The 25,147-nt window shown below is 62.9% G+C and carries 24 protein-coding genes and 1 tRNA gene; 10 read left to right on the top strand and 15 right to left on the bottom strand.

What is annotated here, in order from left to right:
- Positions 1-79 precede the first annotated feature (79 nt).
- The gene (locus HAV21_RS08905) at positions 80-721 is read left to right on the top strand and encodes a hemolysin III family protein (RefSeq protein ID WP_166841443.1); all 642 of its coding nucleotides are present in this window, start codon (positions 80-82) and stop codon (positions 719-721) included.
- Between the two features lie 7 nt (positions 722-728).
- On the opposite strand, the gene HAV21_RS08910 is transcribed toward HAV21_RS08905, so the two are convergent.
- Together HAV21_RS08910 and mca are read right to left on the bottom strand one after the other, a co-directional pair.
- Positions 729-1,013 carry a hypothetical protein gene (locus tag HAV21_RS08910; protein WP_166841444.1) on the bottom strand — a complete coding sequence of 95 codons (285 nt, stop codon included), beginning with the start codon at positions 1,011-1,013 and terminating at the stop codon, positions 729-731.
- Between the two features lie 106 nt (positions 1,014-1,119).
- Positions 1,120-2,025, bottom strand: a complete 906-nt coding sequence (gene mca, locus HAV21_RS08915; protein WP_166841445.1) for a mycothiol conjugate amidase Mca — start codon at positions 2,023-2,025, stop codon at positions 1,120-1,122.
- Positions 2,026-2,098: 73 nt separating this feature from the next.
- On the opposite strand from mca, the gene HAV21_RS08920 reads away from it, so the two are divergent.
- Both HAV21_RS08920 and greA read left to right on the top strand, forming a co-directional pair.
- Positions 2,099-2,557, top strand: a complete 459-nt coding sequence (locus tag HAV21_RS08920) for a DUF4307 domain-containing protein (protein ID WP_142939884.1) — start codon at positions 2,099-2,101, stop codon at positions 2,555-2,557.
- A 154-nt stretch (positions 2,558-2,711) separates the two neighbouring features.
- The gene (greA, locus tag HAV21_RS08925; RefSeq protein ID WP_142939885.1) at positions 2,712-3,206 is read left to right on the top strand and encodes a transcription elongation factor GreA; all 495 of its coding nucleotides are present in this window, start codon (positions 2,712-2,714) and stop codon (positions 3,204-3,206) included.
- Positions 3,207-3,361: 155 nt separating this feature from the next.
- On the opposite strand, the gene HAV21_RS08930 is transcribed toward greA, so the two are convergent.
- From HAV21_RS08930 to HAV21_RS08945, 4 genes are all read right to left on the bottom strand, one after another.
- On the bottom strand, positions 3,362-3,979 hold the full coding sequence (locus tag HAV21_RS08930; RefSeq protein WP_142939886.1) for a rhomboid family intramembrane serine protease: 618 nt from the start codon (positions 3,977-3,979) through the stop codon (positions 3,362-3,364).
- 14 nt (positions 3,980-3,993) lie between these two features.
- Complete coding sequence (gene ilvA, locus HAV21_RS08935) at positions 3,994-5,232, bottom strand: threonine ammonia-lyase (protein ID WP_142939887.1); 1,239 nt, start codon at positions 5,230-5,232, stop codon at positions 3,994-3,996.
- A 3-nt stretch (positions 5,233-5,235) separates the two neighbouring features.
- On the bottom strand, positions 5,236-6,516 hold the full coding sequence (locus HAV21_RS08940) for an AI-2E family transporter (protein WP_142939888.1): 1,281 nt from the start codon (positions 6,514-6,516) through the stop codon (positions 5,236-5,238).
- A gap of 105 nt (positions 6,517-6,621) precedes the next feature.
- On the bottom strand, positions 6,622-7,590 hold the full coding sequence (locus tag HAV21_RS08945) for an aldose 1-epimerase family protein (RefSeq protein ID WP_166841446.1): 969 nt from the start codon (positions 7,588-7,590) through the stop codon (positions 6,622-6,624).
- A gap of 80 nt (positions 7,591-7,670) precedes the next feature.
- On the opposite strand from HAV21_RS08945, the gene galT reads away from it, so the two are divergent.
- The 3 genes from galT to HAV21_RS08960 all read left to right on the top strand — a co-directional run bounded on the left by galT (position 7,671) and on the right by HAV21_RS08960 (position 11,278).
- A complete protein-coding gene (gene galT, locus HAV21_RS08950) occupies positions 7,671-8,819 on the top strand; it encodes a galactose-1-phosphate uridylyltransferase (protein ID WP_166841447.1) in 1,149 nt (382 codons plus the stop codon).
- A complete protein-coding gene (galK, locus tag HAV21_RS08955) occupies positions 8,816-9,976 on the top strand; it encodes a galactokinase (protein ID WP_166841448.1) in 1,161 nt (386 codons plus the stop codon). The genes galT and galK overlap by 4 nt, the downstream gene beginning before the upstream one ends.
- Before the next feature lie 63 nt (positions 9,977-10,039).
- Positions 10,040-11,278, top strand: coding sequence for an acetyl-CoA C-acetyltransferase (locus HAV21_RS08960; protein WP_166841449.1), 1,239 nt, complete (start codon positions 10,040-10,042; stop codon positions 11,276-11,278).
- A 103-nt stretch (positions 11,279-11,381) separates the two neighbouring features.
- On the opposite strand, the gene HAV21_RS08965 is transcribed toward HAV21_RS08960, so the two are convergent.
- Positions 11,382-12,293: a Bax inhibitor-1/YccA family protein gene (locus HAV21_RS08965; RefSeq protein ID WP_142939893.1), complete on the bottom strand. Its 912-nt coding sequence runs from the start codon at positions 12,291-12,293 to the stop codon at positions 11,382-11,384.
- 312 nt (positions 12,294-12,605) lie between these two features.
- On the opposite strand from HAV21_RS08965, the gene HAV21_RS08970 reads away from it, so the two are divergent.
- From HAV21_RS08970 to HAV21_RS08985, 4 genes are read left to right on the top strand one after another with little or no spacing between them, the layout of a single operon-like run.
- Positions 12,606-14,003 (top strand): branched-chain amino acid ABC transporter permease, encoded by a 1,398-nt coding sequence (locus HAV21_RS08970; protein ID WP_142939894.1) that lies wholly within the window; start codon positions 12,606-12,608, stop codon positions 14,001-14,003.
- 9 nt (positions 14,004-14,012) lie between these two features.
- The gene (locus tag HAV21_RS08975; RefSeq protein ID WP_142939895.1) at positions 14,013-14,981 is read left to right on the top strand and encodes a branched-chain amino acid ABC transporter permease; all 969 of its coding nucleotides are present in this window, start codon (positions 14,013-14,015) and stop codon (positions 14,979-14,981) included.
- Positions 14,978-15,961 carry an ABC transporter ATP-binding protein gene (locus HAV21_RS08980; protein WP_142939896.1) on the top strand — a complete coding sequence of 328 codons (984 nt, stop codon included), beginning with the start codon at positions 14,978-14,980 and terminating at the stop codon, positions 15,959-15,961. Before HAV21_RS08975 ends, HAV21_RS08980 begins: the two co-directional genes overlap by 4 nt.
- Complete coding sequence (locus tag HAV21_RS08985) at positions 15,958-16,731, top strand: ABC transporter ATP-binding protein (RefSeq protein WP_017198706.1); 774 nt, start codon at positions 15,958-15,960, stop codon at positions 16,729-16,731. Before HAV21_RS08980 ends, HAV21_RS08985 begins: the two co-directional genes overlap by 4 nt.
- 79 nt (positions 16,732-16,810) lie before the next feature.
- On the opposite strand, the gene HAV21_RS08990 is transcribed toward HAV21_RS08985, so the two are convergent.
- From HAV21_RS08990 to HAV21_RS09025, 8 genes are all read right to left on the bottom strand, one after another.
- Entirely contained in the window at positions 16,811-17,749 is a 939-nt protein-coding gene (locus tag HAV21_RS08990; protein WP_166841450.1) for a lipid kinase, read from the bottom strand.
- A gap of 123 nt (positions 17,750-17,872) precedes the next feature.
- Complete coding sequence (locus HAV21_RS08995; RefSeq protein ID WP_142939898.1) at positions 17,873-19,228, bottom strand: ABC transporter substrate-binding protein; 1,356 nt, start codon at positions 19,226-19,228, stop codon at positions 17,873-17,875.
- A gap of 223 nt (positions 19,229-19,451) precedes the next feature.
- Positions 19,452-19,525, bottom strand: a tRNA-Leu gene (locus HAV21_RS09000).
- A 21-nt stretch (positions 19,526-19,546) separates the two neighbouring features.
- Complete coding sequence (locus HAV21_RS09005) at positions 19,547-20,467, bottom strand: N-acetyltransferase (protein WP_166841451.1); 921 nt, start codon at positions 20,465-20,467, stop codon at positions 19,547-19,549.
- Between the two features lie 105 nt (positions 20,468-20,572).
- Positions 20,573-22,027: an FAD-dependent oxidoreductase gene (locus HAV21_RS09010; protein WP_142939900.1), complete on the bottom strand. Its 1,455-nt coding sequence runs from the start codon at positions 22,025-22,027 to the stop codon at positions 20,573-20,575.
- A gap of 38 nt (positions 22,028-22,065) precedes the next feature.
- A complete protein-coding gene (locus HAV21_RS09015) occupies positions 22,066-23,472 on the bottom strand; it encodes a S8 family serine peptidase (RefSeq protein ID WP_142939901.1) in 1,407 nt (468 codons plus the stop codon).
- Positions 23,469-24,434, bottom strand: a complete 966-nt coding sequence (locus tag HAV21_RS09020; RefSeq protein ID WP_142939902.1) for a Ppx/GppA phosphatase family protein — start codon at positions 24,432-24,434, stop codon at positions 23,469-23,471. The genes HAV21_RS09015 and HAV21_RS09020 overlap by 4 nt, the downstream gene beginning before the upstream one ends.
- On the bottom strand, positions 24,431-25,114 hold the full coding sequence (locus HAV21_RS09025) for a DUF501 domain-containing protein (protein WP_347877629.1): 684 nt from the start codon (positions 25,112-25,114) through the stop codon (positions 24,431-24,433). The genes HAV21_RS09020 and HAV21_RS09025 overlap by 4 nt, the downstream gene beginning before the upstream one ends.
- Between the last annotated feature and the right edge of the window lie 33 nt (positions 25,115-25,147).

The raw sequence follows: 25,147 nt of genomic DNA on the forward strand, positions 1-25,147 counted from the left end.
CGGTGCAGTCGCCGGTCAAATTCGGCCCGCTCTTTGTTACCAGTGGGTAACTTACCGAAACGTAAGTTATTCTTGTCCCATGGCTGAGATCCTTGACACCAAGCCCCTTTGGCGTGGCTGGATCCACGCCGTCGCCGCTCCCTTCGCACTCGCTGCAGGGATAATCCTGGTGACCGTCGCCCCTACCCCGGACCGCAAGATCACGTCAGCCATTTACGCGTTGACGGGCTTTCTGCTGTTTGGCGTCAGCGCCGTTTACCACCGCGGAAACTGGTCACCCAAGGTCCGAATGCTGCTCAAGCGGCTGGACCACACCAACATCATGCTGGTGATCGCCGGTAGCTACACGCCCCTGGCGTGGTCCCTCCTGGAGCGCTCACAGGCCGTGACCCTGCTCTGGCTGGTGTGGTCCGGAGCCATAGTTGGCGTTCTCTTCCGCATTCTGTGGACGCACGCTCCCCGCTGGCTCTACGTTCCGGTCTATATCGCCTTGGGCTGCGGAGCTTTGTTCTATCTGCCCCAGTTCTTCACTGCCAACGCCCCTGCAGCGATACTCATTTGCGTGGGCGGCGCGCTGTACATTGCCGGCGCTGTCTTTTACGCCATCAAGAGACCGAACTTCAGTGCCCGGCACTTCGGCTTCCACGAGCTCTTCCATGCCTTCACGGTGCTGGCCTTCGCCGCGCACTTCGTGGCGATCATGATGGCAGTGCTGAGCTAGGCCGGATTCAGCGGCCTCGAGGGCCGCTTTCGCCGCTCTCCTCAGCCGAGCTGCCGGCGTCGTCTCCAGCTTCGGCAGCCAGGCGCGCTTCCTCAACCTGTGCGCGGTAGCGGACCCGCCGAATCCTGCGAACCATGTCCACAATCAAAAACGTGGTCAGAATCACAATGAAGGCCGTGAGGACGAAGCCCCACGTACCGGGCGTCACCTGATCCTCGGACAGGCCAGGCCGCAGCGTGCCCGTGGGATCAGGCGACGGAGTGACGGTCAGGGCAAGAATCAAGTGATGCACTTTCAAACCTTCTATGGGAGCTGATGCGTGCCGACTGGCAGCGCGTGGCCGGTAAGCCGGCTGGTCACACAGTAATTTCTACGAGCGATAGAAACTACCGGCTTTCCTATCTTATCCCCGCGAACAGGTCCTTTTCCGGCAGCTCTGAAGGGACCCGGGACTTGATCAGGGTGTAGTCCTCCCATGGCCACGTCGACCGCTGCAGATCCGGTGACACTGCGAAGAAGAAGCCGAGGGGGTCGATCTGGGTCCTGTGTGCACGGAGAGCGTCATCCCGGGCCTCAAAGAAATCACCGCATTCAACCTGGGTGGTGGTCCGGTGCCCTGCCTCCGGTGCAGTGTGGCCTTCTGCGTCGGTTTCCAGCCACGCAGCCAGCCGCTCGGCGTAGGGAGATTGCAGGCCCGCTGCTTCCAACGCAAAATGCAGCGCACGGAACCGATCCGGGCTGAAGGCGCGGTCGTAGTAGAGCTTGCTGGGCGCCCATGGCTCACCCATGCCCGGGTAGCGCCCGGCATCGCCAGCGGCCTCAAAAGCTTCCACGGCAACCTTATGGGCCATGATGTGGTCCGGGTGCGGGTAACCACCGTTTTCGTCATAGCTGAGGATGACGTGCGGCTTGAAGTTACGCACCAGCCGCACCAAGGGCGCAGTGGCGCGCTCCAGCGGCTGCAAGGCAAAGCAACCGGGCGGCAGCGGCGGGAGGGGGTCACCTTCGGGAAGGCCCGAGTCCACAAAGCCCAGCCAACGCTGCTGGATTCCCAGTACGGCGGCTGCGTTTGCCATCTCGATGCGACGGGCGCCGGCCATGTCCCGCTTGGGGTGGGGGGCCTCTTCCATGGCAGGGTTCTGGATGTCTCCGCGCGAGCCATCCGTGCAGGTGGCAACCATGACGTCCACTCCGGCAGCGGCGTACATCGCCATGGTTGCAGCGCCCTTGCTGGACTCATCGTCCGGGTGGGCGTGGACGGCGAGCAGCCGGAGCTGCTGGTCGGAACTGCTGGACGCTGTCACGTGACGGCTCCTCTTTCATGGATCGAGCTTGGGGGCGGTGATGGGGCGCCGGGATCGGCACTAAACTGGATGGGTGACTTCAGAGGACCTATCGGCCACCCGAGTACCGGCAAGCTCCAGCCTAGCCAATCGTTACGGCGGTCAAAAGCGCGCCATGACGCGCAAGACCAAGCGGAACATCGTCATCGCCGCCTTGGTCCTGGGGATTGGGTTCGCCGCCTACGTGGCAACGGGCTCCGCGCAGGCCCCGGTCACGTTCAAGGACATTGGGTACAGCACGGTGGACGACACCCAGGCAGAGGTTGATTACCAGGTCACAAAGTACCCCGGAGCTACAGCCAAATGTGCCATCAAGGCCTTGGATTCGAAGTTCGCGGTGGTGGGCTGGAAGGTAGTGGAAATCGGGCCCAACGATCCCCAGGATGATCCCGACGGCGGCAGCACCACCGCGCAGCGAACTGTCCTAAGGACCGAGTCCCCGGCTGTCTCGGGAGTGGTGGACAACTGCTGGATCGTGGACAGCGGCAAATAGCATCTCGTGTGAGCCAAGACTCAACCGGTTTGGGTTCGTCCAAAGGATTTACTACAATGGATGAAACCTTCACCCCGTTAAGTTGGTTACTGAGTATCACGAGTGGCCACCTCGGCGGGGTCTTTTTGCATTGTCAGATCTAGAGGAGAAATCCGTGTCTACCACCAACAGCGCCACTGCAGCTTGGCTCACCCAGGAAGCATTCGATCGCTTGACGGCTGAGCTGGACCACCTTTCCGGCGCTGGCCGGGCGGATATTGTCCAGAAGATCGAAGCTGCCCGCCAGGAAGGCGACCTCAAGGAAAACGGCGGCTACCACGCAGCCAAAGAGGAGCAGGGCAAGATCGAGGCACGTATCCGCCAGCTCACCGCCCTTCTGCGCGACGCCCATGTGGGCGAGGCCCCGGCAGATGACGGAATCGTTGAGCCCGGCATGCTGGTTATTGCCCGCATCGCCGGTGACGAAGAGAAGTTCCTTTTGGGTTCGCGTGAAATCGCCGGTGACTCGGACATTGACGTCTTCAGCGAGAAATCGCCCCTGGGCGCAGCGATCATCGGACACAAGGAGGGCGACAAGCTGAGCTACATCGCTCCCAACGGTAAGGAAATTCCGGTGGAGATCGTTTCGGCCAAGCCGTACGCAGGCTAAGCGGCGGCTCACCCGGCCTGAGAACACGACGCCGGTCCACCCCTTTTCGGGGTGGACCGGCGTTTTTCGTGTGCTCACCCAACTGGTCGTCGTGCACTCAGTTGTGTAGGGGCACGCTGGTAGGGGTGGGGGCGGTTGGGTTAGTGGCGGTTGGGTTAGAGTACGGCGGGCTTGGGCTTGGGACGCAGCAGGATAGCAGCAACGACGCCGCCTATTGCCCCGCCGAGGTGCGCCTGCCACGAGATGTAACCCATGACCGTGGGAAGCACGCCGAAGAGGATGCTGCCGTAGGCCATGAACAGCACCACGGAGAGCAGGATTTGCCACCAGCTGCGGTTGAAGAATCCACGCACCAGCAAGAACGCGAAGAACCCGAACACCAGTCCGGATGCCCCCACGGTCACCCCTCCCCCGCCGATCAGCCACACCGCCAGCCCTGACCCGAGCCAGCTGAATGCCAACGCCGTGATGAACACGCGGATGCCGGACAGGAACACCAGGAAGCCGAAGATGATCAGCGGCAGCGTGTTGGACAGAAGGTGGTTGAAGTTGGCGTGCAGCAGCGGAAAGGTCAGGATGTCCAGTACCCCGTCAATGGAGCGGGAGCGCAGACCAAAGGTGGAGTTCAGTCCGTGGCGCATCAAGGTATTGAGGATCTCTATGACGTAGAGCAGGACAACGAAGCCGCCCATAAAGAGCAGGCCGCCTTTCGCCCGCCCGGCCAAAGATTCGCGCGCCTCTTCCTTTGATTCCTCAGGCATTCCAAGCACCATGGGCGCCCCTTCCGTCAGTGCACCACGATCGGCTGGAAGCCCTCGGCCCGCAGTGCACCGAGAACCTGCTCGCCGTGTTCGTGGCCTTTGGTTTCCAGGTTGATAGTGATGGAGACGTCCCCCATGCTGATGGAACCACCCAAACGGGTGTGGTCCAGGCCGGTGACGTTGGCATCGTTTTCAGCGATGATGCGGGCTATGGTGGCCAACGAACCCGGCCGGTCATCGAGCATCATGCGGACCGTCATGAAACGGCCTGCGGCCGAGAGACCGCGCTGGATGACTTTGAGCATGAGCATGGGATCGATGTTGCCGCCGGAAAGCACGACGGCGGTGTTCCCCGGGTTGTCGATCTTGCCGTCCATCAGTGCGGCTACTCCGACCGCCCCGGCTGGCTCCACCACCATCTTGGCGCGCTCGAGGAGGAAGATCAGGGCACGGGCGAGCGAGTCCTCGCTCACGGTGACTACGTCGTCAACAAGCTCGCGGATGATGCTGAAGGGCAGTTGCCCCGGACGTCCTACCGCAATGCCGTCGGCCATGGTGGTGACCTTTTTCAGTGGCACCAAGGCATCGGCGGCAAGTGAGGGCGGGTAGGCGGCGGCGTTTTCTGCCTGTACGCCGATCACCCTGATCTCGCGGCCAAGTTCCTTGGCCCTGGCCTTGATGGCCACAGCTACGCCTGCCAGCAGCCCGCCGCCGCCAACACCCATGAGGATGGTGTCTACGTTGGGGATCTGGTCCAGGATTTCGAGCCCGATGGTGCCCTGTCCGGCAACAACATCCACGTTGTCAAAGGGGTGGACAAACACTGCGCCTGTCTCGTTGGCGTAGCGTTGCGCTTCCGCCAAGGCCTCATCCACGTTGTGGCCGTGCAGGACCACCTCGGCGCCGTGGCTCCTGGTGGCCGCCAGCTTGGGCAGGGCCACACCCAGGGGCATGTAAATGCGGGCGTTGATGCCCAGGCTCTTGGCCGCCACTGCTACACCTTGGGCGTGGTTACCGGCTGAGGCCGCCACGACGCCGCGCTTCTTTTCCTCGTCCGTCAGGCGCGCCATGCGCACGTAGGCGCCGCGAACCTTGAAGGAGCCTGCGCGCTGCAGGTTCTCACACTTGAAAAAGACGTTGCCGCCCACGAGGCTGCCCAGCGCACGGGACGACTCCACAGGAGTCTTGGTAATAATGCCCTCGAGGAGCTCCTGCGCCTTGAGGACATCGTCCAGCGTGACGGGCAGGGTTTCGAGGGTATTCACTGACTATTCTCCTTTGTTGGTGTCGGCTTGAGGCTCCTCAACAGAGGCGCTCCCCGAAGCCTTGGTCTTGCCGGTGACGCCTTTGGCGAGGCGCGATTCGGGCCGTGGGAGGTGGACCTCCTTGAAGTTGGCATCACTGTCCGGCCCCGCCGAAGCGGCAGCCGGCTGGAGTTCCACACCGCCCAATCCTTCATCATGTTCCCACGTCCGGCCCGCAATGTAGCGAACTGCCGTGTTTACTACGGCGAGCAACGGAACCGCGAACAGGGCTCCGGGGATGCCGGCCAGGTACGATCCGGCGGCAACTGAGAGGATCACTGCCACCGGATGAAGTGCCACGGCCTTGCCCATCACCAGGGGCTGCAGGATGTGGCTTTCAAGCTGCTGCACCACCAGCACGATTGCCAGCATGATCAGTGCGTTGATGGGCCCGTTGGCCACGAGGGCGAGCAGGACCGCGATGGCACCGGTCACCAAGGCACCCACCACCGGAATGAACGAGCCGATGAACACCAGCACCGCCAAGGGCAGGGCCAACGGGACCTGGATGATGGCTGCGCCGACGCCGATGCCCACAGCATCCACGAACGCGACGAACATTTGAATTCGCACGTAGCTGACCATGGACGTCCAGCCCCGGCGCCCGGCGCCGTCAGTGGCCCTCCGTGCGCTCCTGGGCAGGAGCCGGACCATGAAGGCCCAGATCCGGGGTCCCTCCAGGAGGAAGAAGATAAGTATGAACAGTGCAAGGACAAGACCGGCCGCGAAGTGACCGGCGGTGCTGCCGAAGGACAACGCACCGCTGAGGATGCTGCTGCTGTTGTTCTGGAGGGCGTCCGCGCCGTCGGAAATGTACTGGTCAATCTGGTCTGCGGTCAGGTGCAGCGGCCCATCGGCCAACCACGTCTGAATCTGCTGGATGCCTGCCAGCGCCTCCTGCCAGAGGGCACCAAAGCCTGTCACCAGTTGCCTGCCAACCAGCGCGAGGGCACCGCCGATCACGCCAATGAAGCCCAGCACTGTGATGGCAACCGCTCCCCCGTTGGGTACCTTGCGGTTGCGCAGCCACTTCACTACCGGGTGCAGCAAGCCGGCCAACAGCGCAGCAACCATCACCGGGATAATGAGGAAGCTAACTTTGCCCAGCAGCCATACAAGGGCGCCGATCATGAGCAGGATCAGACCGGCCCGCCAGGACCAGGCTGCTGCAATGCGCACCCCATACGGGATGTCTTCGGCAATTTGGCGGTCAGAACGTGTTTTGGCGTCCGGTGTTGGCGTCATGAACCCATAATTCCGCAGGGCGCGCCGTATGGGAAACCGGCTCTCACTTCCGGGACATTTCCAAGCCCGTCGGAGCCATTCCCAGGCTTTTCCGAGTCTAGGGAGCTATAGGGAGGCTGCGATTCCCCAACGCATGGTGAATGCCTCGCCGGGTGCCAACCACCGGAGGCCATCACCGCTGTTGAAGGCGTTGGCCGGCCCGGTCATGGGTTCAAGGGCAACGGCTTTGGAACGGCCCGGGAAGGTGTCGGTGACGAAGACGTGAACATATTGGCAGTTTTCGTCCTGCTCCAGGCTCACACTGCGGCCATCCGGTGCGGTCAGCGTATGGCGCGCCGAGCCGCCGTCGAACGCCAGGTCAGTCAAGGCGACGTCCACCAGCAGGCCGCCTACTCGGGCACCACCGGAGAGGTCGTACTCACCGTCCGCAGGCGCGGTGCTGCGCGGAATGAGGCGCTCGTCCGCCACCAGCCGGGTGGCAGCCCGGACGGTCAGGACCAGGTCCTCGGGGGCTACATCGCCGATCCGCAGGTACGGGTGCGCGCCCAGGACGAAGGGGGCATTGCTTTGGGAATCGTTGATCAGCGTCTGGGAGACGCGGAGATCAAGGTTCTGGTCCAGTTCGTAGCGCACCTGGTGCCGCACCAGGAACGGGTAGCCGTGCTGGGGAAATACTGTGGCTTCCAGCGTCACGAAGAACTCGGATTCGTCCACCAGCACGTACCCGGTGTTGCGCAAGAGTCCGTGGCTGGCGTTGTTGCGTGAGGCCTCGGTGATGTCCAGTTGCTGCTTCTTGCCGTCCAGGTACCAGATCCCGTCCTCTACCCTGTTGGCCCACGGCGCCAGGGTGATACCCGTAGCACCGGGGGCAATGTGGTCGTCGCCGTAGCTTTCAGTCAGCTCGACGCCGCCACGGGAGTAGAGTCGCAGGCCGGCGGCGAGCTCGGTAATGACGGCGAGCGCATCGCCCCGGCGGAGCTCGAACTGGCGGCCCGTGGCGAAGCGGCGGGACTCGGACTGATGGGCGTTATCGGCTGGCGACGGGGAGACAGACATGGCAATACCGTACTGCATTGCCTGACCTTCACGACGAGATGAATGTTAGCTTTTGTTAGAAACTATGCGTTTTTGGTCACTTGTGAAATACTGAACCTATGAGCCGCATCACCAGCACCCGCCTCGCGGACAGCCGAGAGCTGATCTACTTCGACGACCCCGGAACGCCGGAGCGAACACCGGATTCCCTGGTGGACCACCGCGAGCTTCCTGCCCGTGGCGAGCCAGGCGAGGTGCGCTACGACGCTTTGTCCGGTGACTGGGTGGCGGTAGCTGCCCACCGCCAAACCCGTACGCACCTTCCCCCTGCTGATCAGTGCCCCATCTGCCCCACCACGGCTGCTAACCCTTCGGAAATCCCGGCATCGGACTATGACGTGGTGGTGTTCGAGAACCGCTTCCCTTCATTGGGTCCGGCCGTGGGTGATATCCCCCCGCTTCCTGCACCCGGGCACTCCGGCCACAGCCTCAAGGGCCCGGCGTACGGCCGCTGCGAGGTTGTCACCTTCACACCTCAGCACACCGGCTCCTTCGCTGAACTGGGCGAAACACGTGCGCGTACGGTCATCGAAGCGTGGGCCCAACGCACTGAAACTCTGAGCGCCCTCCCCGGCATCCAGCAGGTGTTCCCGTTCGAGAACCGCGGCGCGGACATCGGCGTCACCTTGCACCACCCGCACGGCCAAATTTACGCTTACCCCTACGTGACCCCCCGCGCCGCCCAGCTCGGTGCGGTAGCGCGAAAGTACTACGACGACGTCGACGCGAAGGAAACGCTCGGGGCCTCCCTCCTCAAGGCCGAACGTGAGGACGGCAGCCGCATGGTCCTGGAGGCCAAGCACTTCAGCGCCTATGTGCCGTTCGCTGCGCGCTGGCCTTTGGAAGTCCACCTCGTTCCGCACCGCAGCGTCCCGGATCTTGCCGCGTTGACGGGCGAAGAACGCGATGAGCTCTCGCACGTCTACTTGGACCTGTTGAAGCGGCTCGACGCCCTCTACCCCACCCCCATGCCGTACATCTCTGCCTGGCACCAGGCACCCTTGGACCCTGCCCTTCGCCCTGCAGGCCAACTGCACTTGCAGCTCACCTCTCCCCGCCGTGCTGCCGATAAGCTGAAGTACCTGGCCGGTTCCGAGGCCGCCATGGGCGCGTTCATCAACGACACCACCCCCGAGGCAGTGGCGGAACGGCTGCGTAGCGTCGCCGCACAACCTTCGACTATGACTCTGGAAGGCACACGAGCATGACCACCACTACCGAGACCAGCGTCCTCGCCGCCCGCTTCCAGGAAACGTTCGGCGCAGCTGCCGACGGCGTGTGGCAGGCACCGGGACGGGTTAACCTCATCGGCGAACATACGGACTACAACGAGGGCTTTGTGCTGCCCTTCGCTATCGACAAGACAGCAAAGGTGGCCTTGCGCGTCCGAGACGACTCGAAGGTGCGCATGCTGTCCACCTTCGGCGGCCACGGAATCGTGGAAGCCGACCTGGCGGACTCGGAACCCGGGTCAGGTGAAGGGTGGTCACGCTACCCCCTCGGCGTCGCTTGGGCGCTTAAGGAACGTGGCGTCACGGTGCCTGGCTTTGACCTCCTGCTCGACTCCGATGTTCCCTCCGGCGCTGGTTTGTCTTCCTCCCACGCAATCGAGTGCGCCGTCATCTCGGCCCTCAACGAGTTGACTGGCGCCGGTCTGGCTGCCGAAGACCTGGTGCTCGTTACCCAGCGCGCCGAAAATGTGTTCGTAGGCGCGCCTACGGGCATCATGGACCAGTCGGCTTCCCTGCGTGGCGCCAAGGGGCACGCCGTTTTCCTGGACTGCCGCGACCAGCATGTGGAGCTGGTCCGGTTCGACGCAGAAGCGTCCGGCCTGGTCCTGTTGGTCATTGACACCAAGGTGTCGCATTCACACGCCGACGGCGGTTACGCCTCCCGGCGCGCGTCCTGCGAGTTGGGTGCCGAGATCCTTGGCGTCAAGGCACTGCGCGACGTCGGCGTGGAGCGTTTGGAGGAAGCCTCCGGGTTGCTGGACGAGACGACCCTCCGGAGAGTCCGCCACGTGGTCACCGAAAATGATCGCGTACTTCAGACAGTGGAAACCCTGGACTCCCAGGGCCCTGCCGCGATTGGTGCACTGCTGGATGCCAGCCATGTCTCCATGCGCGACGATTTTGAGATCTCATGCCCGGAACTCGACCTCGCCGTGGACACATCCCGGGCCAACGGCGCCATCGGTGCACGCATGACCGGCGGCGGCTTTGGCGGATCAGCCATCGCACTGACTCCGGTGGGCCAAGAGCAGCAGGTTCGCGACGCCGTCGTGCGTTCTTTCGCGGAGGCGGGCTTCACCGCACCTGACATCTTCACCGTTACCCCGGCAGAAGGCGCCCTGCGCCTCGCCTGACGCGTTCAGTTCCACCGCGCGAGCGCCCGGCGTCCCAGCGGATGCCGGGCGTAAGCTGGGGCCATGACTGAGGCTGTCATCGTAGCAACTGCAAGAAGCCCGATTGGCCGGGCCTTCAAGGGTTCCCTCAAAGACGAACGTCCGGATGACCTGGCCACCGCCATGGTGCAGGCCGCCCTCGCAAAGGTTCCGGGCTTCGATCCCGCCGCCGAGGACGGGCAGGGCCTGGACGACATCCTGCTGGGCTGCGCTGAACCCAGCGGTGAGGCCGGATCCAACATGGCACGGGTGGTTGCCGTCCTGGCGGGTTTGGACCGCGTACCCGCAGCAACTATCAACCGCTTCTGTGCCTCCAGCCTGCAAACCTTGCGGATGGGCTTCCATGCCATCAAATCCGGGGAGGCGCACGCGATCGTGTCCGCCGGGGTGGAGAGTGTGTCCAGGTACCAGAACTGGGCAGGGGCCGGCGAAACGGATTCCTCTAACCACAACCCTCTTTTCGAGGCAGCGGCCCAGCGTACTGCGGCGCGCGCGGCCTCCAACATCCCGTGGACCGACCCGCGTCTCGGCGGGCGGCTACCCGATATCTATATCTCCATGGGCCAGACCGCCGAAAACGTGGCCACAAGCTACGGAATCAGCCGGGCCGAGCAGGACGAGTGGGGTGTCCTGAGCCAGAATCGCGCCGAAGCCGCCATCGCCTCAGGGTTCTATGCCCGCGACATCACGCCCTACACGCGCAAGGACGGAGTTGTGGTGGAGCGCGATGACTCGCCCCGGGCCGGGGTCACCTTGGACGCCGTCTCCGCGTTACAGCCTGTGTTCCGTACGGAGGGGACCGTGACTGCAGGTAATGCCTGCCCCCTGAACGACGGTGCCGCGGCTGTGGTGGTCATGAGTGACGCGCGCGCCCGCGAATTGGGCCTGCAACCGCTGGCGCGGGTGGTGTCAACCGGCGTCAGCGCCCTCTCCCCGGAGCTTATGGGCATGGGTCCCGTGGAATCGACCCGGCGGGCCCTCGTCCTGGCAGGACTGACCATGGACGACATCGACCTCGTGGAGCTCAACGAAGCCTTCGCCGTGCAGGTGGTGGCGAGCGCCCGCGAGCTGGGAATTGATCCATCGAAGCTGAACGTCCATGGTGGCGCCATCGCTTTGGGCCATCCCTTCGGCATGACCGGGGCCCGGATGACCAGCACGCTCCTCAATGGGCTCAAAGAACGCGACGGAACCCTGGGCCTGGCCACACTGTGCGTGGGCGGAGGCCAGGGCATGGCCGTGGTTTTTGAGCGCTTGAGCTAGCCGACAGGTCTTCAGGTGGCGAGTGGTTGGATCTGACCCCTCAGCGACACAAAAATGCCCCCGAAGACTCTTCGGGGGCATTTCGCGTTGGAGCTGTTGGTAACTAGTCGTCGCCTCGAAGGATTGCCAGCAGGCGGATGATTTCAACGTAGAGCCACACCAAGGTGACCGTCAGGCCGAATGCCGCAACCCAGGAGTACCGCTCCGGGGCGCCTGCACGGACGCCTTCCTCGATGCTGGTGAAGTCCATGATCAGCGAGAATGCGGCCAGGCCGATGGCCAGGATACCGATGAAAACGCCCAGCGGGATGCCGAAGAACTCAACGCTTGTGCGCAGGCCGAAGGGCTCCTGCACAACACCGGTCCACGACATCACCAGGTTGATCAGTGCGAAGACCGCGTAACCGATAGTGGCGATCATGAAGAAGCGCACCATCTTGGGGGTGGCGCGGACCTTGCCGCTCTTAAAGAGCACCAGGGTGACGCCGAAAACTGCCAGCGTACCGATGACAGCCTGAAGGCCGACACCGGGGTACATGCCATCCAGGACTCGGGTAAGTCCGCCCAGGAACAGGCCTTCAAGGCCGGCATAGGCGAGGATCAGGGCCGGTGAAGGCTGCTTCTTGAAGGTGTTGACCAGGGCAAGGACGAAGCCGCCCAGTGCACCAACGATCATCAGCATGGTGGAGAGGCCGGGAGCAACGAAGAGAGTGACGCCGGCACCGATGATCAGCACAACGAGGCAGGCGACGGTCTTCATGATGACGTCGTCATAGGTCATGCGGCCGGTGTCGGCCGGGCCTGCAGCAGGCTGGTTGTACATCTGCTGCAGCTGCTCGTTGGTCATGTTCTGCTGCTGGGCGGACCATGCTGCGTGGCCGTCCATGACCTGGCTCGGTGCACGGCCGGGTGCTTGGTTGAACTGCTGGCCGTACGGGTTCTGCGGTACAGGCGGGGCCTGCTTTGCTCCACGGAAATTCTTTCCGTTGAAGACTGGGTTTCCGCCAAGTGCCATTGCGGGTGTCCTCCTGAAAAAGGGCTAGTGATAATTCACGGTACCAATTACCACGTGCGCGCGGCAGGGAAAGTTCCCTTGTTCACCCAGACGAAACTCAACCGTGACAAGAAAAGGACCAGCGGCTGCTCCCGGAGGTTTGCGAGCATTGGTGCATCACAAGTTGCCTATAGCTTCACAGTTGTTATCTGATCGCGATCTTCCCAGCCCCGAACTGGGCGTTTATTGCCTCCACCGGGCGGTAACATAGGCCACACATGGGTGACTTAGATCACAAACGAGGCAGCTAGGCAAGAACAATTCACAAGCCCCATGACCGTTCGCACCGGCTGCAATGGCGCAGCCGGGACCACCCCCACTGTGGAGGTTTCCATTTTGAGAAGCACACTGCGCGACCCGTCCATGAGACGGTCCAAGGGACTGCAGAGAGTTGTGGGGGCGCTGTTCGCAGCCCTCATTACCGCTCTGTTGATCGCCGCCCCTTCGGCACAGGCAACCACCCCCTCGCCTTCGCCGTCACCGACGTCGTTCCAAAACAACATCAGCGGGTTCCTCCGCGACGATGCCCGGGCCCCCATATCCGGAGTCAAGATCAAAGCCACGGGCAACGGATTCGAAGGTGAAGCCACCTCCGGTGCAAACGGAGCCTGGACCATCGGCGTTCCCGTCCAAGGTACTTACACCATTGAGCTGGATACCTCCACGTTGCCGGAGGGAATCGCACTGGCCGAGGGACAGGACAATCCCCGTGATGTCACCTTCAGCCAAACATCCAACTTGTCGGTGATCTTCGCCTTTGGCGAGGGCATTGTGGTGCAGCAACAGGACTTCGGCCAAAACCTCCTCAATCGCCTCGTTGCGGGTCTTAGCTTTGGCCTCCTCCTTGCACTCGCCTCAGTTGGCCTTTCCCTGATCTTCGGAACCACCGGCCTGACCAACTTCGCCCACGGTGAGATGGTGACGCTGGGCGCGGTACTGGTGTTCATGTTCAATGCCTTCGGGCTACCCTTCTGGCTGGCGATCCTGCTTGCCCTGGTGGGCGGCGGTCTCTTCGGATACGTCCAGGACGCAGGGCTTTGGCGGCCCTTGAGGAAGCGTGGCTCCGGCCTGGTCCCCATGATGATTGTCAGCATCGGCCTGGCACTGGCAATCCGCTACGTCATTCAGTTCTTCTTCGGCGGCGCAACACAACAGCTGCCTGGCGCGCAGAGTGCTGAGATCCAAATCGGACCTGTGTCGATTTCTCCGAATAATCTGTGGTCCCTGATTATCAGTGCCGTGGTGATCGCTTTGATCGGCATCGTCCTGCTTAAGACCCGCCTCGGCAAGGCGACCCGCGCCGTAGCGGACAACCCCGCACTGGCAGCTGCCTCCGGCATCGACGTTGACTCTGTGATCCGCATTGTCTGGATTGTGGGCGGCGTCCTCGCTTCCCTCGGCGGCATCCTGTGGGCGTACTACCGTCCAGGTGTCACCTTCGACATGGGCTCGCAGATCCTGCTGCTCATCTTCGCCGGCGTGACCCTGGGTGGTTTGGGAACCGTCTTCGGCGCCCTGATCGGCTCCATCGTCGTAGGTATCTTCGTGGAACTGACTACCGTGTTCGGCCTGCCCGCCGACCTCAAGTACGTCGGTGCGCTGTTCATCATGATTGTTGTTCTTCTGTTCCGACCGCAGGGTATCCTCGGCCGGCGTGAGCGTGTGGGTTAGGAGCGGGCCATGGACTTCGGATTTATTCTCTCCAGCGCCCTTGGCGAATTGTTCAGCCCAACGACGGCGGCTTACGCACTTGCCGCTCTGGGCCTCGCGGTGCACTTTGGCTACTCAGGGCTGTTGAACTTCGGCCAAGCCGGCTTCATGGCCGTGGGTGCCTACGGTTTCGCCATTTCCACCCTGACGTTCGACGCACCGTTCTTCCTGGCTTTGATCATTTCTATTCTCTGCTCGGTCATCTTCGCGTTCATCCTGGGTATACCTACTCTGCGGCTCAGGGCGGACTACCTGGCCATTGTCACCATTGCAGCGGCAGAAATTGTCCGCTACGTAGTCACCACCAATCAGCTCACCAGCGTCACAGGCTCCGCCAACGGCCTGGCAGCGTTCGAGAACACCTTCTATGCCATGAACCCCTTCCCCGAGGGTTCCTATATGGGCATGAACAACCGCGACTTCTTTATCCGCGTGGTGGGTTGGGGACTGGTCATTGTGTGCTGCGTCCTGGTGTGGCTCCTCATGCGCAGCCCATGGGGCCGTGTCCTAAAGGGCATCCGCGAGGACGAGAACGCCGTCCGCTCCCTGGGCAAGAACGTCTACGCCTACAAGATGCAGGCCCTGGTCATTGGTGGCGTGCTGGGCGCCTTGGCGGGCATGATCTTCACGCTCCCCCGCGGTGCCGTCCAACCGTCCAACTACGGCACGGAACTGACATTCTTCCTGTGGACCTGCCTCCTGCTCGGCGGCATGGCCACTGTCCTGGGGCCGGTTATTGGAGCCATGATCTTCTGGGTTGTGCTCTCACTGACGCAGAGCTTGCTCTACGGCCTCATCGAATCAGGAATCATTACCTGGCTGACCACCGTCCAAGCTGGCCAGTTGCGCTACATCCTGGTGGGTGTTGCGCTGATGCTGCTGATGATCTTCCGCCCGCAAGGCGTCTTCGGCAATAAGAAGGAGCTTGCTTTCGCATGAGTGAGACCAACGAAAACAACATCGACTACATGACCGATTCGCGGCCTATCGCCGTCGGGGAAAACACCCCCGGCTGCAAGAAGCGCGATCCCATTGTGGTGGCTGAGGACGTCACCCGTTCCTTCGGCGGCATCAACGCCGTGGACGTTGAATACCTCGAGATCCCGCGCCACAAGATCACCGCTTTGATCGGTCCCAATGGCGCAGGGAAGACCACGCTGTTCAACCTGCTCACTGGCTTTGACACTCCCAATACAGGTAAATGGCAGTTTGAAGGCAACAGCCTGGCAGGGGTCTCCTCTTACAAGGTGGCCCGCATGGGCATGGTCCGCACCTTCCAGCTGACCAAGGTGATGGGCAAGCTGACCGTTATGGAGAACATGCGGCTCGGCGCGGCGAACCAGCCCGGCGAGCGACTCTCCAAAGCCCTGTTCAAGGGCATGTGGGGTGGACGCGAAAAGGAAATTACGGCCCAAGCCAACCTGCTGCTGGAAAAGTTCAAATTGGACGCCAAGAAGGACGACTACGCAGCATCCCTCTCCGGTGGCCAGCGGAAGCTCCTGGAGATGGCGCGTTCCTTGATGGTCAAGCCCAAACTGGTGATGCTCGATGAGCCCATGGCCGGCGTGAACCCGGCCCTGACGCAGTCGTTGTTGGACCACATCAAGAACCTCAAGGCGGAGGGCATGACCGTTCTGTTCGTCGAGCACGACATGAACATGGTCCGCCACATCGCCGACTGGGTAGTGGTCATGGCCGAAGGCAAGGTTGTTGCCGAAGGACCTCCGGGCGAGGTCATGAAGAACCCCGCTGTCATCGATGCCTACCTTGGTGCGCACCACGATGTGGACCTGGGCGACGCCGAAGGCATCAAGGAACTCGAGGCTGAACTGGAAGCTGACGAAGAGTCCGTGGTGGGAACCGAAGATGCAGGCATCCTGTCCGAAATCGAAGAAACCAAGAAGGAGGACGGGAAATGAGCAGCAGCATCAGCGAAATGCCCGCCTCGGCGGCCGCCCCGGCCGGTGATTCCGTCGTCAAGGTCACTAATCTCGTGGCCGGTTACATTCCCGGCGTCAACATCCTCAACGGCTGCAGCATTGAGGCCCGCAAGGGCGAACTCATTGGCATCATCGGGCCTAACGGCGCCGGTAAGTCCACGCTCCTGAAAGCCATGTTCGGTTTGGTGAAGGTCCACTCCGGCACAGTGGTGGTCCGGGGCCAGGACCTCACCGGGTTGAAGGCCAACAAGCTGGTTACCCAGGGCGTGGGCTTCGTGCCGCAAACCAACAATGTTTTTGCCACGCTGACCATTGAAGAGAACCTGCAAATGGGCATGTTCCAACGGCCCAAGGACTTCTCCGAACGCTTCGACTTTGTGACCAGCCTCTTCCCTGAACTGGGAAAGCGGCGCGCCCAGCGTGCAGGGTCCTTGTCCGGTGGTGAGCGCCAGATGGTGGCCATGGGCAGGGCACTAATGATGGACCCGGCCGTGCTGCTCCTTGACGAGCCGTCGGCAGGCCTCTCCCCCGTCAAACAGGACGAGACCTTCCTGCGTGTCCACGAGATCAACCGCGCCGGTGTTTCAGTGATCATGGTGGAACAGAATGCCCGCCGTTGTTTGCAGATTTGTGACCGCGGATACGTCCTGGACCAGGGCAAGGACGCGTACACCGGCACGGGGCGCGAGCTCATGAAGGACCCCAAGGTCATCCAGCTTTACTTGGGTACTCTGGCGGACGAGGTCTAGCTGCGTCAGCCCCGAAGGCCTGGTTCCGGTGTCGCTCCGGAGCCGGGCCTTCGGCGCGTCCAGGGACGTTCAGGAAAGCTCAGGGGCGTCCCTCAAATGTGGCGCTGGTGCTGTCCTTCGGCACCACCACATGCACCGCGTTGCGTTGAACAGTGAAGTCGGTGGGTGTCCCGGTGGTGATCTCGCCGTCGAGGTTCACCGGCAGTGGCGGGGTGGTCACCAGCCTGACCCTTTGGCTGGTGACATGGTGCACTCGCTCGTTCTCCACAAATTTGCCGTTCTTGAGCGAGCGAGCGATTTTTGCTTGCTCACGCAGGGGAGCCATCAGGATTGCGTAGATGTCCAGGGTGTGGTCATCAATCCCTGCGGTGGGAGAAACTGCATTGCCGCCGCCGTAGTAGCGTCCGTTCCCTACAGCCACCTGCAACAGGTTCTCCAGCTCCACAGGCTGATGGTCCCCCTCCGGGAACTCCAGACGGGCGTGGAATGGCTTGTGCTTGGCATAGGAGCGCACCGTAGCCACTCCGTAGGCCATGGGTCCAATGAGCCGCTTGAGACGCGGACTGAGGGCTTGGGTAACGGCTACGGACAGGCCGGCTGAAGCCACGTTGAGGAAGGGCTGCCCATTAGCCCGGCCGAGGTCTATATCCACTATTTTTCCCTCGGCGAGGGCTTTGCAGGCCTCACCCAGGTCCTTGGGGATCTCCAGCGTCCGGGCAAGATCGTTGGCGGTACCCAGTGGAAGCACACCCAACGCCACGTCCGTACCCGCCACCAGTCCTGCGGCGGAAGCAACCGTTCCGTCTCCTCCCCCCACCGCCACAAGGTCATGCCCTCCAGTGACCGCCCGTTCCAAAGTCCGGTTGAGGTCCCCGGCCTCGTCCACCGTATACATGGCCGAGACCGGAAGCCCTGCCGCGTCCAGGCTCCGGACCACCAGCTCCCGGGCAGCAGAGCCTTTGCGTGAACCGGTATTGATGACCACCGCGATGGAGCGGGCTTCCCGGGTTAGCTTCATGTGGACATGGTAGGTCCACCGCCTGTGTGAAAGCCTTATTGAAGCTTGGGGAGACGCACAACGGGCCCCCTTCCTGATGAGGAAGGGGGCCCGTCGCTAAAAGCGGCCTAGTTGGCGTTCAGCTTAGAGCTTGCCGAACTCTTCGCGGACCGGCTTGTAGGTGTTGTCGTCCTGGTATTCGTAGATACCGATGTATGCCTCGGTGGGGTCACCGGCATCGGAGAAGGTTACCGGACCGGACTGTCCGTCGTAGTCAATATCCTTGCCCTCGCGGAGCAAGGTGACACAGGACGGGAAGTTCGTGCACTTCTCGCCACCTTCAGAGACTTCCTTGAGCTTGGCTGCGATGTCCGTGCCCTTGGTGCTCTTGGCTGCCTCAGAGGCCAGCGCGATCAGGTTCACGGCGTCGTAGGACTCACCTGCGTAGCTGTAATCCTTCAGCGCGGGATCGATTGCGAGGAGCTTCTTCTTGAAGTCGTCCTTGGCGAACGTACCGGGGATGGTTCCCTGTGCGCCCTTCATGGTGCCGGCTTGGAAGTCCTTGCTGTAGTCCGAGGTGTTGCCGTCAACCATGAACAGCTGCGTGGGCTTGACGCCCTTGCCGGTCATCAGCGGGACGATGCTCTTGGCTTGGTCGAAGGTAATCAGTGCGATTGCATCCGGCTTGGCTGCGAGGACCTTATCCACCTGGCTGCTGAACTGCGAATCGCCCTCGTTGAAGAGCTCTTCAGCAACAACCTTGCCGCCGGCTGCCTCGAAGGCTTCCTTGACGTTCTTCTGCAGGCCGGTTCCGTAAGCGTCGTTGAGAACGATCATGCCAACGGTCTGGGCGCCACAGGTGGCCATGTAGTTGCCCAGGACCTTGCCCTGGAGCACATCGGAGGGTGCGGTGCGCCAGTAGAGGCCCTTGTCATCCCATGTGGTGAAGTCAGGCGAGGTGTTTGCCGGAGAGAAGTGGATGACGCCGGCACCGGTGATCTGGTTGATGACCGTCTTGGAAACGCCGGACGAGGCCGCACCGATCACTGCGCTCACACCTTGGCCCAGCAGGGCCGTGGTGGACTGCGTGGCGATGTCCGTCTTGGTGTCGCCGGAGTCGCGGTGGGTTACTTCCACCGGCGCACCCAGAACGCCACCGGCGTCGTTGACTTCCTTGATACCGAGGTTGACGCCGGCAATTTCGGGCGGGCCAAGGAACGCCAGCGACCCCGTTGTCGGCAGGAGCGATCCAAGCTTAAGCGGCGTAGCCGTCGTTGTGGTCGAGGGAGGTACTGGTCCCGTGTTGGTGGCAGCCTGGCTGTTGCCGGCTCCCGCCCCGCCGCTCGGTGCCGGGCAGGCGATACCTGCCGCGGCGGCGGAAGAAGACCCAGTCTGGGTGGGCGTCGAAGACCCACCACAAGCTGTGGCCAAGAGAGCGACCCCAATGCCAAGCGCTGTTAGCTTGGCGGCTCGGGGCGCCGCTGGGGAAAGATCAAACATGCGTTGTCTCCTCGATCGAAAGGTGCGAACTGCCTTTGATGCGATTACTCAGGTGTTCCTGATTAGGACTCAAACTAGTGCAATTACCCCCGGAACATAAGTGATTCAGGTCACATCCCTATAACACTCGTTGCCTGTGGGGAATCTCCGAGGTGGCTGGGAAAATGCGCTGAGGAGAAGAACGATGCACTGGAAGGGAGAAAGAGCTCTCACCTTGCCGCTGTGCCCCAGGTGGGACTCGAACCCACAACACGCGGATTTTAAGTCCGCTGCCTCTGCCAATTGGGCTACTGGGGCGCCCGGACAATGGTATCTCAGCTAGAGCCTGTTAAATGGCGCGGCGTAGCGGAAGGTGCCGCTGGCGCCGTCGGGCCACCCTGGAAGTGGCAACAACTGGAAGTGGTCTCCCCACGCAGCCTCGGGCGGTTCAACGCCTAACGAAGTAGCCGGAACATAGCCGAAACGCGGGTAATACAGTGGGCTGCCAAGCAAAGCGATCCCGGGCTCTCCAAGGGCCGTGGCGCGTGCCGCCGTTTCGCGCATCAACGCAGAACCCACTCCACGCCGCTGGAACGGTGGAAGCACGCCTATGGGGCCCAGTGCAAGGAGCTCCAGCTGGTCCACCCAGCCCCTGGTGCTGATGGCGTGCCCCACTATCTCCCCACCCATCTCAGCTACGATGCTGAGCTCCGGAATGTATTCGCTGCACTCAAAGAGCTCCTTCAGGAGCCCCACCTCAATGGGCGTACCTTCAACAGGTTGGCCGGTCACCGGTGAGACGGAAAAGGCCCGCGCAGTGAGTTCCAGGATCTCGGCCCGGTCCTCGGGCTGTTCGGAGCGCAGGACCACGCCGCGTGCCAGAAGCCTCAGCACATCCATGGCCCTGCCCGCGTCCGCCGATGGCACCAGGAGGTGATCGTGGTGGAACCCGGCAAGGACATTGCAGCTGATGCCCGCGTGCGTCAACGCCGCGCTGACCGCTGCGGTCAGGCCCACGGCCTCCAGTGCCGAATGGACCTGCAGTGTGATCCAGGTGGCCACGAAATCGTAGCTAAGGCCCAACGAGTCCGCTTCGTCGCGGTGAAGGACAACAGTCAGGCCCTCAGCCTCCCGAACGGCCGCCTCGATGCCGCCCTCCAATGGCCGGCCGTGCGGCCACAGGGCGTACACGTACTCGCCGTCACGGGCTACGGGATGAAGGGATTCCAGGAGGGTCTTCAGATCGGTTTCACCGGACATGAAGACAGTCTAGGGGCAGCCGTGCAGCGGCACTTCTTAAAACGCAGACGGTTAAACGCCGACGGCGGCCGCCCCCTCAAGGGGACGGCCGCCGTCGAGCGTGTACTACTTGGCGTCAGCAGTTACCGGAGTCTTGACTTCCTGGGCAACCGGCTTGGCTTCCACCGGTGCCGGAGCGGCAGCGGGCTTGGGAGCCGGAGTAGCCGCAGCCACGAAGGCACCGCGCGGGTTGTCCAGGTCCATCAGCTGCGTGGTGTCGCGGCCTGCGAAGAAGGCCAGGATCCAACCGAAGATCACACGGAACTTGCGCTCCACCGTGGGCATGGCCATGCCGTGGTAACCACGGTGTGCCAGCCAGGCGAGGCCGCCCTTGAGGCCGATGCGGCCGAGCAGGTTGATGTTGGCAACACCCTTCCACTCGCCGAATCCGGCTACGGCACCGAGGTTCTTGTGCTTGTAGTCGTGCAGCGGCTTGTCCCAGCGGGAAGCCCAGAGGTTCTTTGCGAGCTTCTTTGCCTGACGAAGTGCGTGCTGGGCGTTGGGGACGCAGGTGCCGTCCGGCAGGCCCTTGCCCGTGAGGTCCGGAACGGCGGCGATGTCGCCGGCGGCCCAGGCGTTCTCCACAATGCCTTCATCGCCGGCGATGCGGAGGTCCGGGAGGACGCGAACGCGGCCACGCGGTTCCAGCGGGAAGTCGGTGGAACGGATCATCGGGTTGGCCTGCACACCGGCAGCCCACACCAGGGTGTCTGCTTCAACTTCGCCGGCAGAGGTCTTGTCAGGGAGGTTGATCAGCTTGAGGTTGCCCTCGGCGCTGTCCAGGGAAGTGTTCAGGAGTACTTCGATGCCGCGGCTGCGGAGGTGCTCCACAACCCATTCGGCCTGCGAAGCGGTGACCTCGGGCATGATGCGGCCCATGGCTTCGACCAGGATGAAGCGGACTTCCTCCTGGCGGATGCGCGGGTTGTTCCGCACAGCTGCGCGGGCGAGGTCTTCCATTTCGGTGAGGCATTCGATGCCGGCAAAACCGCCACCGACAACTACGAAGGTCAGTGCCTTGGCGCGTTCTGCGGGGTCAGTCATGGTGGAAGCGGATTCGATGCGCTCCAGCACCTTGTTGCGCAGTGCAACGGCTTCTTCGATGGTCTTCAGGCCGATGCCCTTGTCCGCGAGGCCCTTGATGGGGAATGTGCGGGTGATGGCGCCGGCTGCGATCACGACGTCGAAGTACGGGATCTCGAAGTTTTCGCCGCCATCGGAGGGGGCGATCACCGCTGTGCGGTTTGCGTGGTCGATGCTGGTGACGCGGCCCTGGATGAGCTCAGTCTGCTTGAGGTGCTGACGGTGGGAGACGACGGCGTGGCGTGCCTCGATGTTGCCGCCGGCAACTTCCGGAAGGAAGGGCTGGTAGGTCATGTACGGCAGTGGATCAACGACGGTGACGATTCCGCCTGCGTTCGCGATCTTCTTCTGCAGTTTGAGTGCTACGTACAGGCCGACGTAACCGCCGCCGACGACGAGAACCCGGGGACGGTCAATGAGCTCTGGGGTGGTTGCCATGATTCCAGAGTACAGCACTTTGTGAAAATCTTCACTAACTACGTCCGGGTGGGTGGATCCACCTTTACAAGGGCACCCGTTTCGGCCTCTTCGGGCACTGCGGGCGGGTTCTTTGAGACCCTTCGCAACTGGATCGCCGCACCTGAGACCAAGGCAATGAACAGGGCGCCAAAACCAAGCACGACGGCGGCAGGAAGGGCGTCGTCCATGGTGGCCGGCGTCTTCGCTACGGGAACAGTCGGATCGGCCAGCGTGGGTGCGGCACTGGTGGGGCTTGCCACGGGCGCCGGCTCGGGCTCGCTGAAGACACCACGCCGGTGGACGCGGATCCAGTCCCCGATGGAACCCAGCGGGTTAGTGCTGGTGACGGGTACGTCATTCTTCAACGCGGCTTCGGCGTTAAGGATGCCGTAGCCGTAAATTGGGTCCTTGCCGGGAGCGCCGGCGTCCTTGGCAGTGCTGACGATCCTGTTGATGACCTGGGTAGCGCTCATTTCCGGCCACTTGGAACGGATCAGTGCCGCCACACCCGACACGATGGGGGCCGCTCCGGACGTCCCAGCCCACTCGGCATAGGAACCTCCGGGGATGCCGCCCACCAGCTTTTCGGCCGGGGCAGCCACTCCAATGCTGATGCCCTGGGACGAGGAGTCAACGCTGGCGCGGCCCTCGCCATCAAGGCCTGCCACGGTGAGGACACCAGGAATGGTGGCCGGGGCGCCAACTTGAATATTGCCTCCAACGCGGTTTCCGGCGGCGGCAACAATCACCACGTCCTTCTGCTCCGCGTAAAGGAACGCTGCATCCCAGCTCTGCGGCCAATCCGGCGAGGTACTGCCCAGGGAAATGTTGATGACCTTGGCACCGTTGTCCACGGCCCAGCGGACGGCCTCCGGTATCTGCTCCTGGTCTGTCTTGCCGCCGGGGTTGGGTGAACCCAGCCAGGTTGAGATGGCCAGAATCTCCGCTTCGGGCGCAACCCCGGTGATGCCGTCCGGTCCCCCGGCAGGCGGAGTGGTTGGCGGCGGAGGCGGTGGGGCAGGTGACGCCGAAGCGGACGCTGAGGGCGACGGGGGCGGCGTGGGTGTTGTGTGGCCCCGCCCGGCCAGCATGGTGGCCACCAATGTGCCGTGCTCGGTGTTGGCACCGATGCTTTTTTGTCCGTTCGGAGCCCCGGCATTGGAGACGTCCGTTCCCCCGACCACAACTCCCTTGAGGTCCGGGTGGCTTCCGTCAACACCGCTATCGATGATGGCTACCTTGACTCCAGCACCCTTGGACACCTGCCAGGCGTTGATGACTCCAGATTCCTTGAGCCAGTACTCCTTGTCCCGCCACGCGTCAGCGTTGGCCGCCGGAGCCGACAACAGCGCACCGGCCAGCGTCGCACCGGCCAGCATGGTGGCAAGCGCAGCTGACAGGGCGCGCCGGTGCCGCTGTGTCATCGGCTGTCCCGGATACTCAGGGCAATGCCGTCCAGGATGTCATGTTCGCTGGAGACGGCCGCTTGGATGGTTCCTTGGCTGACAGTCGCCAAACGGTCCAGGATCCGGCGCCACACCAACGCTCCGGCGCCGATAACGTCCACGCGGCCCGGATGCATGTAGGGAAGCGCCGCGCGCTCGTCCCGGGTCATTTCCAGCAGGTTGGTGCACGCATCGGTGATGGTTTCCAGGTCCAGCGACGCACCGTGGATCCGGTTGGGCTGGTATTCGTCCAGGCCCAGCGCGTGCGCGGTGATGGTGGTGATGGAACCGGCAACGCCCACCACTGCCGTGGCGCGGGCCAGCGGTACCGTCTGCGCGGCAAGATCAAACGCGGCATCGACGTCGGCCTCCGCTGCGGCGATTTGCGCAGCGGTGGGCGGATCGCTGCGAAGGTGACGTTCGGTGAGCCGCACGCAGCCGATGTCCACGGAGCGTGCTGCGATGACGCCAGTGGAGTCGCCCAGAACGAACTCAGTGCTGCCGCCACCGAGGTCCACCACCAAGATTGGGTCCGCCCCCGTGGCCGGCAGGACACTGCTGGCCCCGGCGAAGGACAGCGCAGCTTCCTCGTCACCGGAAATGACCTCTGGCTCAACGCCCAGGAGCTCCCGGATGCCGTCCACAAAGACCTGCCGGTTGCGGGCGTCACGCGTGGCGGACGTCGCTGCGAAGCGGATACGCCCTGCACCGTGCTCCGTGATGAGTTCCGCGTAGTCACGTGTCGCAGCGAAGGTGCGTTCCAAGGCCTCAGGGGCCAGTTCACCCGTAGCATCGACGCCCTGGCCAAGCCTGACCACCCGCATTTCACGCACGACGTCAGTCAGGGGACCGGTCGCAGCGTTCTCTGATGCCGCAGAAGCATCAGCAATGAGGAGGCGGATGGAGTTGGTTCCGCAGTCAATGGCAGCAACGCGGCTCATGCAGTACCTTCCTGCTCGCCGTGGGATTCGCTCTTGGATTTCCGCACGGGCGCGGGACGCCCCACGATGTCCGGCAGTCCTTGCGGACCATGGCGGCTCAAGTCCTGCGAAGGGGCCTCGCCGGCTGTGTCCCAGGCGCCATCGCAATAACAGCGGTCCTTGGTCCACCACTCGGTGATCGAGGCCAGTGCCTCGTCCCCCAGCGGGTTGATGCCCGGTCCGGCAGCCAACGAGTGACCCACCAGGACATGGAGGCATTTCACGCGGGTGGGCATGCCGCCCGCGGAAATGCCGTCGATCTCCGGCACCGCTCCGGTGCCGGAGCGGCCGGCGATCTCGTTGCGGGCCTGGAGGTAGGCATCATGGGCGCCACGGTAGGCACCGGCCAGTTCCTGATCCGCAGTCAAGCGCTCATTCATCTCGTTCATCAGCCCACCAGCTTCAAGCCGCGACACCGCGGAAGTAATGACGGGGTGGGTGAGGTAGAACGTTGTGGGGAAAGGTGTTCCGTTGCTGAGCCTGGGAGCCGTAGCCGCCACCAAGGGGTTCCCGCAGACGCACCTGGCCGGGATCTCCACAACATCCCGGACCGGCCTGCCCAATTGGCGGCTCAGGACCTCGAGATCGTGTGCTGATGGCTGGCGGGATCCCTGCGGCACGGCTGCCGTGTTCTGTTCCACTTGCGCTACCAACCTTCCTGCCCCTTTTTGTCA

This window comes from Paenarthrobacter sp. MSM-2-10-13, from assembly GCF_011605365.1.
Classification (GTDB): Bacteria; Actinomycetota; Actinomycetes; order Actinomycetales; family Micrococcaceae; genus Arthrobacter.